This is a genomic window from Pelomonas sp. Root1444 (genome assembly GCF_001426885.1).
Classification (GTDB): domain Bacteria; phylum Pseudomonadota; class Gammaproteobacteria; order Burkholderiales; family Burkholderiaceae_C; genus Pelomonas.
Window position 1 is genome coordinate 963,153 of sequence record NZ_LMFP01000028.1, and the last position, 14,173, is coordinate 977,325.

At 68.7% G+C, this 14,173-nt stretch carries 13 protein-coding genes and 1 pseudogene; 12 read left to right on the forward strand and 2 right to left on the reverse strand.

The genetic code is table 11. The annotated features are described in order from the left end of the window. Positions 1–21: 21 nt before the first annotated feature. The 3 genes from ASD35_RS22095 (at position 22) to ASD35_RS22105 (ending at position 3,938) form a co-directional block, all read left to right on the forward strand. On the forward strand, positions 22–1,014 hold the full coding sequence (locus ASD35_RS22095; RefSeq protein ID WP_056877070.1) for a sulfate ABC transporter substrate-binding protein: 993 nt from the start codon (positions 22–24) through the stop codon (positions 1,012–1,014). A 217-nt stretch (positions 1,015–1,231) separates the two neighbouring features. Next, positions 1,232–2,752 carry a DUF1800 domain-containing protein gene (locus tag ASD35_RS22100; RefSeq protein ID WP_056877071.1) on the forward strand — a complete coding sequence of 507 codons (1,521 nt, stop codon included), beginning with the start codon at positions 1,232–1,234 and terminating at the stop codon, positions 2,750–2,752. A 4-nt stretch (positions 2,753–2,756) separates the two neighbouring features. After that, positions 2,757–3,938 (forward strand): DUF1501 domain-containing protein, encoded by a 1,182-nt coding sequence (locus tag ASD35_RS22105; protein ID WP_056877072.1) that lies wholly within the window; start codon positions 2,757–2,759, stop codon positions 3,936–3,938. Here the strand turns inward: ASD35_RS22105 and ASD35_RS22110 are convergent. After that, positions 3,935–4,495, reverse strand: a complete 561-nt coding sequence (locus ASD35_RS22110) for a flavodoxin family protein (RefSeq protein ID WP_056877073.1) — start codon at positions 4,493–4,495, stop codon at positions 3,935–3,937. The genes ASD35_RS22105 and ASD35_RS22110 overlap by 4 nt on opposite strands. Before the next feature lie 29 nt (positions 4,496–4,524). After that, positions 4,525–5,250 carry a pirin family protein gene (locus ASD35_RS22115; RefSeq protein ID WP_056877074.1) on the reverse strand — a complete coding sequence of 242 codons (726 nt, stop codon included), beginning with the start codon at positions 5,248–5,250 and terminating at the stop codon, positions 4,525–4,527. Between the two features lie 95 nt (positions 5,251–5,345). Here ASD35_RS22115 and ASD35_RS22120 point away from each other — a divergent pair, with 95 nt between their 5' ends. The 9 genes and pseudogenes from ASD35_RS22120 to ASD35_RS22155 all read left to right on the forward strand — a co-directional run bounded on the left by ASD35_RS22120 (position 5,346) and on the right by ASD35_RS22155 (position 14,156). Then, positions 5,346–6,317 carry a LysR family transcriptional regulator gene (locus ASD35_RS22120; protein WP_056877075.1) on the forward strand — a complete coding sequence of 324 codons (972 nt, stop codon included), beginning with the start codon at positions 5,346–5,348 and terminating at the stop codon, positions 6,315–6,317. Continuing rightward, entirely contained in the window at positions 6,317–7,183 is an 867-nt protein-coding gene (gene gluQRS, locus ASD35_RS22125; RefSeq protein ID WP_056877076.1) for a tRNA glutamyl-Q(34) synthetase GluQRS, read from the forward strand. Before ASD35_RS22120 ends, gluQRS begins: the two co-directional genes overlap by 1 nt. Before the next feature lie 81 nt (positions 7,184–7,264). After that, positions 7,265–7,609 (forward strand): annotated as a pseudogene (locus ASD35_RS28210) (FKBP-type peptidyl-prolyl cis-trans isomerase); the annotation flags it as partial. Positions 7,610–7,639: 30 nt separating this feature from the next. Beyond that, positions 7,640–7,987, forward strand: a complete 348-nt coding sequence (locus ASD35_RS28215; RefSeq protein ID WP_235538443.1) for an FKBP-type peptidyl-prolyl cis-trans isomerase — start codon at positions 7,640–7,642, stop codon at positions 7,985–7,987. Positions 7,988–8,266: 279 nt separating this feature from the next. Beyond that, positions 8,267–8,590, forward strand: a complete 324-nt coding sequence (locus ASD35_RS22135) for a hypothetical protein (protein WP_056877078.1) — start codon at positions 8,267–8,269, stop codon at positions 8,588–8,590. A 281-nt stretch (positions 8,591–8,871) separates the two neighbouring features. Further along, positions 8,872–11,631 (forward strand): TonB-dependent siderophore receptor, encoded by a 2,760-nt coding sequence (locus tag ASD35_RS22140; protein ID WP_082580351.1) that lies wholly within the window; start codon positions 8,872–8,874, stop codon positions 11,629–11,631. Positions 11,632–11,714: 83 nt separating this feature from the next. After that, complete coding sequence (locus tag ASD35_RS22145; RefSeq protein ID WP_056877080.1) at positions 11,715–12,572, forward strand: DUF6502 family protein; 858 nt, start codon at positions 11,715–11,717, stop codon at positions 12,570–12,572. Positions 12,573–12,692: 120 nt separating this feature from the next. Then, positions 12,693–13,109 (forward strand): PilZ domain-containing protein, encoded by a 417-nt coding sequence (locus ASD35_RS22150; RefSeq protein WP_056877081.1) that lies wholly within the window; start codon positions 12,693–12,695, stop codon positions 13,107–13,109. Positions 13,110–13,403: 294 nt separating this feature from the next. Continuing rightward, positions 13,404–14,156 (forward strand): MgtC/SapB family protein, encoded by a 753-nt coding sequence (locus ASD35_RS22155; protein WP_157275743.1) that lies wholly within the window; start codon positions 13,404–13,406, stop codon positions 14,154–14,156. Positions 14,157–14,173 lie beyond the last annotated feature (17 nt).

A 14,173-nucleotide genomic window follows, 5' to 3' on the forward strand; every position in this document is an offset into this window, starting at 1 on the left:
TCACCCCCTAACTCGAACCTCATGCGCCAACTTCTCACCGCACTCACCCTCGCCATCGCCGCCAGCGGCGCGCTGGCCCAGACCTCCCTGCTCAACGTCTCGTACGACCCCACGCGCGAGCTCTATCAGGACTTCAACAAGGCCTTCACGGCACAGTGGAAGGCCAAGACCGGCGAAGCCGTCAGCGTCAAGGCCTCGCACGGCGGCTCGGGCAAGCAGGCGCGCTCGGTCATCGACGGCCTGGAGGCCGACGTCGTCACCTTGGCGCTGGGCTACGACGTGGACGCGCTGGCGGACAAGGGCCTGCTGCCGCAGGACTGGCAGAAGCGCCTGCCGCACAACGCCAGCCCCTACACGTCGACCATCGTGTTCCTGGTGCGCAAGGGCAACCCCAAGCGCATCGCCAACTGGCCGGACCTGGCACGCTCGGGCGTCGAGGTCATCACGCCCAACCCCAAGACCAGCGGCGGTGCACGCTGGAACTACCTCGCCGCCTGGGGCTATGCGCTGAAGAACGGCGGCACGCCGGCGTCGGCCAAGGACTTCGTCAAGCGCATCTATGCGAACACCAAGGTGCTGGACTCCGGCGCGCGCGGCTCCACGACGACCTTCGTGGAGCGCGGCATCGGCGACGTGCTGATCGCGTGGGAGAACGAGGCCTACCTCGCCGTCAAGGAACTCGGCCCGGAGAAGTTCGAGATCGTCACGCCGAGCGTCTCCATCCTGGCCGAGCCCCCGGTGGCGGTCGTCGACAAGGTGGTCGACAAGCGCGGCACGCGCAAGGCCGCGCAGGCCTATCTGGAATATCTCTACACGCCCGAAGGCCAGGAGATCGCGGCAAGGAACTACTACCGCCCGCGTGACCCCAAGGTGGCCGCCAAGTACGCCAAGCAGTTCGCGCCGGTGAAGCTGTTCACCATCGACGAGTTGTTCGGCACCTGGCGTCAAGCGCAGAAGACGCATTTCGACGACGGCGGCGTGTTCGACCAGATCTACGCGCCCGGCGCGAAGTAGTAACCCCTCGTCCAAGCGAATACCTTGGTCGGTCCCCCGTGGGGACAGCGATGCTTGCGGCGTCGAGCCGCAAGCACATCGCCAGACGGGCCGGCTTGGGGCGGCCCGGCGCTCGGCCCGACGAAGGCACGACAGCCACGACAGCATGTGAAGTCTTGTTGCGCTGGCCGCTGGCATCTCGACAGCGGGCATCCGGCGGCCTCATCATGAGGCCGCCATGCGTCATTTCGCCCTCTGCACCGCCTTCGTCCTCGGCCTCATAGGCTGCGCCGCCGCACCCAGCGCCAGGGCACCTTCGCACACGCCGGCACAGGATGCCCTCTGGCTGGACCGTCTCACATGGGGCGCCAGCAGCGCCGACCTCGACGCCGTCCGCAGCAGGGGCCGCGAGGCCTGGCTGGAGGCCCAGCTCAAACCCGCCGGCCCAGCGGCATTGCCAGCTCCCGCACAGGCGCAGATGGACGCCCTCTCCATCGCCCAGCAGCCGCTGCTGCCTCTCGTGCAGCAGATGGAAGCCCAGCGCAAGGCCGCCGATGCGCTGACCGACGACATGGCCAAGGCAGAGGCGCAGAAGGCCTATCAGCAGGCGCTCACCAAACTCGCCCGCGAAGCCTCGGCCCGCGCGCTGCTGAACGCCCTCTACACGCCCAATCAGGTCCAGGAGCAGATGACCTGGTTCTGGTTCAACCATTTCAACGTCCACCAGTTCAAGGGCAACCTGCGCGTCATGGTGGGCGACTACGAGCAGGGGCTGCGCGAGCGCTCGCTCGGCACTTTCCGTGACCTGCTCGGCTACACGGCGCACCACCCGGCCATGCTGCGCTATCTCGACAACGAGCAGAACGCCGCCAACCGCATCAACGAGAACTACGCGCGCGAGCTGCTGGAGCTGCACACGCTGGGCGTGGGCGGCGGCTACAGCCAGCGCGACGTGCAGGAACTGGCGCGCGTGCTGACCGGCCTGGGCGTGAACCTGACCGACATCAAGCCCAAGCTCAAACCCGCGCACGAGGCCCAGTACCACCGGGCCGGCCTGATGGAGTTCAACCCGGCCCGGCACGACTTCGGCGACAAGACCTTGCTCGGCATCACCGTCAAAGGCCAGGGCGAAGCCGAGCTGGACCAGGTGCTGGACCTGCTGGCCACGCACCCCAGCACCGCGCGCTTCGTCTCGCGCAAGCTGGCCCGGTATTTCGTCGCCGACGAGCCGCCGCCCGCGCTCGTCGAGCGCATGGCCGAGCGCTGGCGGCAGAGCGGCGGCCGCATCGCCGAGGTGCTGCGCGCAATGGTCGGTTCGCCGGAGTTCGAGGCGTCGCTGGGCCGCAAGTTCAAGGACCCGACGCACTACGTCGTCTCCGCCGTGCGACTGGCCTATGCCGACAAGGTGGTGCTCAACACCGGCCCGATGATCGGCTGGCTGTACCGCCTGGGCCAGGCGCCCTACAACCGCCAGACGCCCGACGGCTACCCGCTTGACGAAAGCGCCTGGGCCGGCCCGGGCCAGATGACGACGCGCTTCGAAATCGCCCGTGCAATTGGCAGCGGCAGCGCCGGGCTGTTCAAGGTGGAAGGCGAGCCCAAGGACCGGCCGGCCTTCCCGCAGCTGGCGCAGCCGCTGTACTACCAGGGCATTGCGCCGCGCCTGACCGCGGCCACGCAGCAGGCGCTCAGCGCAGCCACCTCGCCGCAGGAATGGAACACCTACCTGCTGGCCTCGCCAGACTTCATGTACAGGTGAACCGATGAAACGCCGCAACCTGCTCCAGCTAGGCCTCGGCAGCATGCTGCCGCCGCAGCTCTGGGCCGCCGCGCCCGACGCGCCGCGCCTGCTCGTCGTCTTCCTGCGCGGCGCCTACGACGCGGCCAACCTGCTGGTGCCGACCTCATCGTCGTTCTACTACGAGGCGCGCCCCAACATCGCCATCGGCAAGGCGGCCGCGTTGCCGCTGGACGCCCACTGGGGCCTGGCGCCGGCCGTCGCGGACAGCATCCACCCGCTGTGGCTCAAGGGCCAGGCGGCCTTCGTGCCGTTCGCCGGCAGCAACGACACCTCGCGCAGCCATTTCGAGACGCAGGACCATATCGAGCTGGGTCAGCCTGACGAAGGCTCACGCGACTTCCGCAGCGGCTTCATGAACCGCCTGGCCGGCGTGCTCGGCGCGGGCACGGTCACCGGTTCAAGGCTGGAGGCGATGGCCTTCACCGACCAGGTGCCGCTGATCCTGCGCGGCGACCTGCCCGTGGCCAACCAGGCGCTGCGTGAACTCGGCAAGCCGGGCATCAATGCAGCCCAGGCCCAGGTCATTGCCGGCATGTACGCCAACACGCGGCTGCACGGCGTGGTGAGTGGCGGCTTCGAGGTGCGCGAGGAGGTCTCGCGCGAGATGGCCGGCGAGATGGAGGCCGCCAGCCGCGGCGCCATCGCGACCAAGGGCTTCGCACTGGAGGCGCGCCGCGTCGCGCGGCTGATGCGCGAGCGCGTGACGCTGGGCTTCATCGATGTGGGCGGCTGGGACACCCACGTGGGCGAAGGCGGCGCCACCGGCCAGCTGGCCACCAAGCTCGGCGAGCTGGGCCGCGGCCTGGCGCTGTTCGCCGACGAGATGGGGCCGCAGTGGCAGAACACCGTGGTGGTGGTGGTCAGCGAGTTCGGCCGCACGTTCCGCGAGAACGGCAACCGCGGCACTGACCACGGCCACGGCAGCGCCTACTGGGTGCTGGGCGGCGGCGTGAAGGGCGGCCGCGTGGCTGGCGAGCAGGTGGAGGTCAAGGCCGCCACGCTGTTCCAAAACCGAGACTATCCGGTGCTCAACGAATACCGCTCGCTGCTCGGTGGCCTGTTCAGGCGCATGTACGGCCTGAACGACGCGCAGCTGGCCGCCGTCTTCCCGGGAGCCAGCGCGCGCGATGCAGGTTTGATTTAGGCCGACTTCGCCCAGCGGTCCACCACCGCCTTCACGCGCTCGCCGAAGTGCTTGGCGGTGGCGATGTCGCCCGGCACCATCTCCTCGGCCGAGGCGTCGCTGGGCGTCTGCGTGATCAGCCCGGCGTAACCGCCCAGGTTGTTGACGTCGTCGCGCGTGGCAGCCTTGTGGTTGGGCGCCTTCAGGCCCATGCCGACCCAGATCATGCCGTGCTGCTGGCTCAGCGTTTGCAGGTACAGGATGGTGCCCTGCTTGTCGCCATTGAGCGTGGCGGAGTTGGTGAAGCCGGCGGCGATCTTGTCCTTCCAGACCTGCGCGTACCAGGGCTTGCTGCTGGCGTCGGCAAACTTCTTGAACTGCCAGCTCGGTCCGCCCATGTAGGTCGGCGTGCCGAAGATGATGGCGTCGGCCGCGGCCAGCGTGGCCCAGTCGGCTTCCGAGATGTTGCCTTCGGCATCGATGGGCATCAGCTGCGCGCCGGCGCTGCCGGCCACCGCCTCGGCGACCTTCTTGGTGTGGCCGTAGCCGGAGTGGTAAATAACGACGATCTTGCTCATGTGGTTTCCTTGGTGGGAGGGTTGGAGATTCAAGCTGCGAGGTCAAAGACGAGGACTTCGGCATCATGGCCGGCGTTCAACGCAAGGCGCGATGCTTCACGAACTTGCAAGGCATCACCCGCCGTCAGGTCTTGCCCGTTCACGCTCAGCGCGCCGCGCACGACATGCACGTAGGCCAGGCGGCCGGGGGCCAGTGCCAGCTCGGCCGCTTCCTCGCCGTCGAACAGGCCGGCATACAGCCGCGCATCGGCATGGATGGTCACCGCGCCGTCCGCGCCGTCGTTGGCGGCCACCAGGCGCAGCTTGCCGCGCTTGGAAGCGGCGTCGAAGTGCTTTTGCTCGTAGCTCGGCGCGATGCCGCGGTGGTCGGGCTGGATCCAGATCTGCAGGAAGTGCGTCGTCCGGTCCTTCGCATGGTTGAACTCGCTGTGCATGACGCCCGTCCCCGCGCTCATGCGCTGCACGTCACCCGGGCGGATGACGCCGGCATTCGCCCCGCCGGCCTCGCCGTTGCCCATGCTGTCCTTGTGCGCCAGCTCGCCGGAGAGCACGTAGCTGATGATCTCCATGTCGCGATGGCCGTGCGTGCCGAAGCCCTTGCCCGGCGCCACCTTGTCCTCGTTGATGACGCGCAGCGCACCGAAGCCCATGCGCGCCGGGTCGTAATAGTCGGCGAACGAAAAGCTGTGGAAGGACTTCAGCCAGCCGTGATCGGCATAGCCGCGGTCGCTGGACTTGATCAGTTGCGTTTGCATGCTGGGCTCCTGGGTTGCTATGGAGTCAATGTAGGAGCCGGGCTGATCGCCATCGACAAGGGGCTCTGAGGACACCATTCAAATAGACTGAACGCATGAGCCATGCCCAGGACAAGCGCCGCGCGCTGACCCCCGAAGCCCTGTCCATGATGGACACCATCGCCCGCACCGGCAGCTTCGCCGCGGCGGCGCGCGAGATCGGCCGCGTGCCCTCGGCGCTGACCTACTCCGTGCGCCAGCTCGAAGATGCGCTCGACGTGCTGCTCTTCGACCGCAGCTCGCGCCAGGCCGTGCTGACCGCGGCCGGCCAGGAACTGCTGGTCGAAGGCCGGCGCCTGTTGCAGGAGTTGGACGCGGTGGCCAACCGCGTGCGCCGCATCGCCACCGGCTGGGAGAGCGAGTTGACGCTGGTCATCGACGACGCCATTGCCCGCCGCGCCCTCTTCGACCTGATGGAAGCCTTTTACGCCGAGCGCATCGACGGGGGCGGCCCGCCGCCGACCCGCCTGAAGCTGCGCGTGGAGGTGCTGGCCGGCACCTGGGAGGCCCTGCTGCATGGCCAGGCCGACCTGGCCATCGGCGTGCCGGCGCAGCAGCTGCCCAGCAGCAGCATCCATTGCGAAGCCGCCGGTGAACTGGAGTTCGCCTTCTGCGTGGCCCCGCACCACCCGCTGGCCGACCTGCCCGAGCCGCTCAGCGCCGGCCAGATCGCCGAGCACCGCATCGTCGCCGTGGCCGACAGCGCCCGGCTGCTTGCGCCCATGACGGTGGGTGTCCTGCCGGGCCAGGACGTGCTGACCGTGCCGACGCTCGCCACCAAGGTCGAGGCCCTGCTGCGCGGGCTGGGCTGCGGCTCGGTGCCGGCTCCGATGGTCAGGCGCCATGTCGACGCGGGCCGCCTCGTGCGCAAGGCCACCTACGAGGGCCGCCGTGCCGGCAAGATGAACTACGCCTGGCGGGACACCGGGCATGCGCCGGGCAAAGCACTGGCCTGGTGGCTCGACCGGCTGCGCAGCGAGACGACGCGCAAGGCGCTGCTGGAACAGCACGAAGGGCTGCTGCTCTGATGGCTGGGTACCGCGGCCGATTCGCCCCCTCCCCCACCGGCCCGCTGCACGCCGGCTCGCTGGTCGCCGCGCTGGCAAGCTGGCTGGACGCCCGCGCCCACGGCGGGCAATGGCTGGTGCGCATCGAGGACGTCGACGGCCCGCGCTGCCCGCCGGGGACGGATGAAGTGATCCTCGGCCAGCTCGCGGCGCTGGGCCTGCTGCCCGATGAACCACCCGTCTGGCAATCGCGCCGCGACGACCGCTACCAGGCCGCGCTCGACCGCCTCATCGCGTCGGGCCGCGCCTATGGCTGCGCCTGCACCCGCGCCGAGATTGCCGCGGCGGCCGGCCCGCGGCCCAGGCACGGTGAACTGGTCTACCCCGGCACCTGCCGCAACGGCACGAATGGCCGCCCCATCCGCGCCTGGCGCTTTCGCGCCGAAGGCCGCATAGCCTGGCAGGACCGGCGCCTGGGCCCGCAATCGCAGGACCTCGCCACCGAGGTTGGCGACTTCGTGCTGAAACGCGCCGACGGCCTGTGGGCCTATCAGCTGGCCGTGGTCGTCGACGACGCCGAGCAAGGCATCACCGACGTCGTCCGCGGCGAAGACCTCGCCGACAACACGCCGCGCCAGATCGCGCTGCAGCGGGCGCTGGGCCTGCCGACGCCGCGCTACCTGCACACGCCGCTGGTGCTGGCGGCGGACGGGCACAAGCTGTCCAAGCAGAACGGGGCGGCGGCGCTCGACCTGGACCACCCGGTGGCGCGGTTGCAGGAGGCCGCCGGGCGATTGGGGCTAACGCCGCAAGCCAGCGCATCGACCACTCGGGAGGTGCTGGCCGCCATCCTGTTGCAATGGACTGCGCTGACCGCGCTGCGTTGATAGGCGTCCATCGGCACCACGCGGGCAGGGCAATGCCCCGAGCGGCGACAATTCCGTCTTTGCGCAACTCAAGGATTCCCCATGAATACCACGCCCAGCGGCCTGCAGTTCGATGACAGCGTCGAAGGCGACGGCAAGCAGGCCCAGGCAGGCCATGACGTCACCGTCCACTACACCGGCTGGCTCTGGGTCGATGGCGCCAGGACGACCAAGTTCGATTCCAGCCTGGACCGCGGCGATCCGTTCGAGTTCGAGCTGGGCGCCGGCATGGTCATCAAGGGCTGGGACGAGGGCGTGCAGGGCATGAAGATCGGCGGCAAGCGCACGCTGATCATCCCGGCCAACCTCGGCTACGGCGCGCGCGGCGCGGGCGGCGTCATCCCGCCGAACGCAACGCTGTGCTTCGAGGTCGAGCTGCTCGGCCTGGCCGGCGGCCCCGAGGAGGTCGACCTCAACCTGCACACCACCTCCAGTGGCCTGCAGTTCGAGGACCGCGTCGTCGGCGAAGGTGCCGAGGCCGCCAAGGGCCAGCGCGTGTCGGTGCACTACACCGGCTGGCTCTACAAGGACGGCATGCGCGGCAAGAAATTCGACTCCAGCAAGGACCGCGGCCAGCCGTTCAAGTTCCGCCTGGGCGGCGGCGAAGTGATCCAGGGCTGGGACGAGGGCGTGCAGGGCATGAAGGTCGGCGGCACGCGCATGCTGGTGCTGCCGCCCGAGTTGGGGTATGGCGCCCACGGCGCGGGCGGGGTCATCCCGCCGAACGCGACGCTGCTGTTCGAGGTCGAACTGCTGGCGGTCTGACGCACGCTCGCGTGGCATGAGCCGGCCGTGGCGCGCAGCCACGGCAGCAAAGTCACCACCAAACTACAGCGCCGGGAGGGCAACAACCGGTTCACTCCCGCGCCCAACCACGACGACTGTCCTTCGACGCGCAGACGGGCGCGTCCAATGCCAGCCTGCGCAGCGGCCAGTCCTCGCCCCACTGCCCGAGCGACGACCGCTGGGCGTTCAACAGCACCTTCAACCCGCCGCATCCAGCAGCTGTCGCCCACTCGGCGAACCTTCCTGTTCAGCCGCGGCGTGATCGCGACCGGCAGCGGCATCACGGCGTTCGATGAGCGCTCGCTGAGCCGGCCGACCAACCCCTTCTCGGGGCAGCCCGCCGGCATCGGCGACCTGTTCACCAACGCCGGCATGCGAGCCATGACCGTCGCGGACACACGGGTCGCTCGTGCCTGGGAGCTGCGAGGGCAGGCTCTGCGCAGCCAGCTCATTCCACGTAACCAACGCGCGCAGGCCCTCCGTGGCCTGCCTGATGAGCGGGTCGCAAATCTACAACGTGGACATTTCGTATCACACGAAGAGGTTGCGATCTGGCCTTTCGCTGCGGCCGCGCCGACATGAAATGAGCCGCGACCGCAAATGTGAAATCCATCACACCTGAGACCAGGCCCGGTCATGACTTCCCGCGCCGAAGCCTCTATCCGGGCATCCGCCGCCGGCCGAAAGCCCTCGCCGAAAAGCCCGCCCTGCACGAAGCCTGCGTCACCCAAGGGTTTTCAACGCCTCACTCATGTGGACATCTTGTCTCACACTTAATCACCAAGTGGAAAGCTTGTTTCACAAAACGGTCTCTGGGGTAGCGACCGGGCTTCCACCCCAAGCGCCGTCGGCGCGGAGGTTGCATGAATCAGAACTCTTGGCACCGGCACCGCCGGCACGGCTTGGCCCTGGCGGCCACCCTTTGCTGCGCCGCGGCTCAGGCTCAGGCGCAGGCTCAAACCGCTCAGAGCAACACGCCTGAGCCAACCCAGCTGGAGCGGATCAACGTCACCGGCTCACACATCCGCCGTGTCGACCTGGAAAGCGCGCTGCCGGTGCAGGTGATCACGGCCGAGGAGATCCGTCGCAGCGGCAACATGTCGGTGACCGAGGTCCTGCAGTCGCTGACCGCCAACGGCGCCGGCGGCATGACCGACACGGCCTCGTTCGGCAGCTTCGCGTACGGGGCCTCGGGCGTTTCGCTGCGCAGCCTGGGCCCAACGGCGACGCTGATCCTGATCAACGGCCGCCGGCTGGCGCCCTACAGCGTGCCGGACATCAACAACGGCCTGACGAACTTCGTGAACGTGGACGCCATCCCGCGCACGGCGATCAAGCGCATCGAAGTGCTCAAGGACGGCGCCTCCGCCATCTACGGTTCGGACGCCATGGCGGGTGTCGTCAACATCATCCTGCGCGACGACTACGAGAGCACGGAGGTCGAAGCCCAGTTGCGCTCCAGCGTGAAGGGCGGCTTCGGCAACCAGTGGGCAGCCCTGACGACCGGCCGCGGCAACCTGCGCCGTGACGGCTGGAACTGGGTGGCCACCGTCGACGTCAACCACCGCGACGAAGTCATGTTGGCCGACGTCGTGGACCGCGTCGTCGATGCGCGCCACCACGACAACAGCTTCTACTACACGGCCCAACCCTTCAACAGCCGGTACACGCCCACGCCCAACTACTACGGCGGCGTGAGCATCGACCCGGCAACGGGCGCATCCAACGCCGCCACCCGCACCGGCCGGGCCTCGGCCAACTGCCCCAGCGACAACCGCTGGGCGTTCAACAGCACCTTCACGCCGGCGCTGAACCTCTGCGGCTACAGCTCGTGGAAAGACATCCAGTACGTATCGCCCACCCAGCGCGGGACGCTGTTCACCCACGGGGAGATGACGCTGGGCGAAAGCGCCTCGCTGTTCGGCGAGCTGTCGCTCACCCGGCTGACCAACAAGCAGAGCGACTGGCCCGTCCCCTTCGGCAGCGGCAATGGCGCCACGCCCAACGGGCGTGACGGCGGCGTGTCCTACGTCCCGCAGTTCCTGCCCGAAGGCCATCCGAACAACCCCTTCACCGGACAGCCGGCCGGCATCACCTACCTGTTCTCCGATGTCGGCAAGCAAGGCATCCACGTCACGAACAACACGGCCCGATTGCTGGTCGGCCTGCGCGGCACCTACAAGGATTGGGACTGGGAAACCGGCGTGATGCACGCCCGCGACACCGCCGACGTGTCGTACGTGAACCGTGTGAGCCTGCCGGTGCTGCGCGATGCGGTGCAGAACGGCACCTACAACTTCGAGAACCCCAAGGCCGGTTCGGTCACGGCCGACCAGTTGCGCATCAACCCAGTCGACCACGGCCGCACCGCATTCACCATGGTCGACGCCAAGGTCAGCGGCCAGGTCGGCGCATTGCCCGGAGGCCCGATCAACGTGGCTGCGGGCGCCGAAGTGCGTCACGAGGAGCGGGTCTACAACCCCGACGACCGCATCTTCGGCGGCCAGGTGTACCTGCAGGTCGCCGGCCGCACCCGCGGCAGCCGCAACGTCATGTCGACGTTCGGTGAGGTCGAGCTGCCGCTGCTGAAGTCATTGCAGGCCCAGGTCGCCCTGCGCGGCGACCACTACTCCGACTATGGCTCCTCGGTCACGCCCAAGCTGGGTGTCGCCTGGGCCCCGGTGCCGACCTTCAAGGCGCGGGCCAGCCTGTCGCAGGGCTTCCGCGCGCCGTCCCTGAGCGAATCCGGCAAGTCCGACGTGCCGCTGTTCTCCTACGTCAACTTCGATCCCAAGCGCTGCGGCGACTTCAAGATCGACTGCGACGGCTACCGCAACAGCGGCGCCATCAAGGCCAGCCGCGACCTGAAGCCGGAGCGCTCTGCGAGCTACGGCCTGGGCTTCGTCTACGAGCCGGTGAGCGAGTTCTCGATGACCGTCGACTACTGGGACGTTCGCCGTCGCAACGAGATCGTCTTCGTCGATCCGCAGACCGTCGTCGACCATGAGGACGACACCAGCCCGCTGTATGCCGGACGTGTGCATCGCAGCCCGGCAGACACCGTGAGCATCCCGGGCCAGTCCATTCCCGGCCGCATCACGACCGTCGACCAGGCCTACCTGAACCAGGGCCGCACCCAAGTGCGCGGCGTCGACGTGTCGCTGCGCGGCTCGCTCCCACTGCCAGGCACCGCGCCCCTGCGTGTCACCGTGGAAGCCACCTACCTGGACCGCTGGCGTGGCGTCGACACCGACGACCAGCCTTGGGTCGTCAACACGGGCAACCTGGGCATGCCCCGCCTGCGCAGCACGACCGGTTTCGGCTGGTCGCCGGGCCCCTGGGACCTGGGCGCGACGTTCCGCCACCTCTCCGGCTACCGGGCCACGGTGGCGAACCAGGCCTGCACCGGCGCGCGCTTCCTCGGCGTCTGCGACGTCGGCAGCTACGACACGTTGGACCTGACCCTGGCCTACAGGCCCAGCAAGGCCTGGACGCTGCGCAGCACGTTGCTCAACGCAACCAATGCCGGCATGCCGTTCACGCCGACCCTTCCCCTTGGCAACCGCTACTGGTACTCACCAGCAGGGCGGATGTTGTCCCTGAGCGTTCGCCACGAGCTCTGACGCCGGGACACGGCAAGCGGCGGGCCGACGCGGCCCGAGAATGGAGGCTGGCCGGTCCCGCGCCAGCCTCCGCTTGCCGCCTCATGAACTTCGACTTTTCCCCGCTGCTCCGCTACCTGCTCCGCCGCCTGGTGCGCATCGCCATCGGCAGCGGCATCACCTACCAGGCCTTCTGCAAGTTGGTGCGCTCGGTGTACTTCGACGTCGCCTCGGAGTTCGAGCCCGTCAAGGGCAAGCCCAATTCGGACAGCCGCATCACGCTGCTGACCGGCCTGCCGCGCCGCGACGTGCGGGCGCTGCGCGAGAGCGCCGACACGCCCCCCAATCCGAGGCCGAACATCGAACGGCTGGTGCTGGACGCCTGGTCGTCGTCGCTGGACTTCATGGACGCCGACGGCAACATGCTGCCGCTGCCACGCACCCAGCGCCAGGGCGGCACGCGCTCGTTCGAGGCGCTGGTGGAGCGCGTCAACAAGGACATCCGTGCCCGCTCGCTGCTGGACGAATGGCTGCGCAAGGGCTTTGTCGTGCTGGACGAACAGGACCGCGTGCGGCCCGTGCAGCGCCGCTCCACGGGCGTGGTCGAGGGCGCCACGGGCACCGGGCTGCTGCTCGGCGAGATGGTCTCTGACTTGTTGAACGGCTTCGAGCGCGTCTACGTGCAAGAGCGGCCTGTGCCGGGCTTCGGCTTTCATGTCGTCTACGGCCACCACCTCAGCGAGGAATCAGCGCAGCTGATCTGCTCGACCGCCCAGCGCGAGGGCGCCCAGCTGATGAACCGCCTCAACCGGCTCGTCGTCGAGCGCGAGACCCTGGATGCGCGCCGCGATGACGCGCCGCAACGGGTGATGGTGGGCTTCGGCGCCTACCCGGCCGATGCCAGCCTGGACCCCGGCCTGATGGCCAAGCCGGTGCCGCCTGGCACCGACGCCGCGGGCTAGCTGGGCCATCGACAGCTTGCTGTCAAACCCGAAGCCAATTCAGGCGACGGGGCTGTTGCTGACAAGCGCCTGTCATTCGCGGATGCTGTGATCCGGCCTCCTCACGCAGCAGCTCACACCATGTCGATCGACCAACGCCGTTCCCCCCGCGTCGAGTTCTTCCTCGTGCCGGCCGAGCACGAGCAACTGCCCGTCTGGGTCATCAAGCCCGAGAGCCTGTCCGAGTCGCGTGGCGGCGTCGTCGTCAACCTCAGCGAGGACGGTTTGCAGATCCTCATGGCGGCCGAGCCGCCGCTGGACGCCCAGCACTACGAGCTGCGCCTGCTGCTCGGTGAGGACGAGGGCGTGCCGCTCTTCAGCGCTTCGGTGCGCCGCGTCTGGAGTCGGCCGCTGAGCAAGATCGTGCAGCTCGGCGGCTTCGAGTTCGAGACCTCCAACTCCGAGGCCGAGGAATTCCTGCTGGCGCAGACCGCGCAGATCACCGCACGCAAGTGGGTGCGCTGCGTGCTGGTGGAGCGGACGGCGGCGCTGGCCTGAGGCCAGTGTCGATTCAGCGGCTGCGGCGGGCGCGCAGGCCCAGCCCGACCAGTCCACGCCCAGGTGCCCGGCTCGGGCACGACAGTGACGGAGATGGCCGAACAGGTTTCCGGCTTGGACGCCACGGCACGCACCGCGCTGGGCAACGATCGTGCAACACGCAGCCCGGCCGGGAAGCTGGCGCCAGCCCGCTCATTCGCGCGCCTCGCGACGCGCGGCCTTCCCTCTGGCGGCCCGCGAACGGCTGGGTTAGCGTGGCTGCGGGGCAGGGTCGCCCCGCCACCGGTCATGCCCATGCTCGATGCCGATCATCTGATGCGCTACTGGACCGACAGCCAATGGGCCGCCAACGTGCTGATGCTGATGCATCTCGTGGGCGCCATGGTGCTGGGCCTGCTGCTCGGCTACGAGCGGGCCTACCACGGCCGCGCGGCGGGCATGCGCACCTACGCGCTGGTCTGCATGGCGTCCTGCGCCGTGACCATCCTCGTCGGCTACCCCGATCAATGGTTCGGCGGCCACATGGCAGGCGGCTCGCTGCCGCAGTTCATCGACCCCACACGCGTGATCCAGGGCGTGGTGACGGCCATCGGCTTCCTGTGCGCCGGCGTCATCATGCGCGAGGGCATGAACATCTCGGGGCTGACGACGGCGGCCTCGATGTGGGCCGCCTCGGCCGTCGGCATCGTGCTGGGCATGGGCTTTTACTTCGCGGCCGTCACGCTGACGCTGCTGTGCGCGACGCTGATGATGTGGGGCGCCAAGCTGGAGAGCCGGCTGCCCTCCCACCCCGCCATCGCGGTGACGCTGCGCGGCGAACCGGGCCGGCGCTTCACGCAGGCCGAGCTGGCCGAGTTCGCCGACGGCCTGGGCTACCGCTTCGCGCCTGGCTCGCTGAGCATCGAGAAGCAGGGCGACCACGAGGAGTGGCGCTTCGTCTGCACCGCCAAGCAGAACTTCAAGGGCCAGACGCTGTGCCGCTTCACCGACCGGCTGCATGAGCTGCACGGCGTGGCGGGCTATCGCGTGACTCATGCGCGAAACTAGAGCAGGCTCGAGGCAAC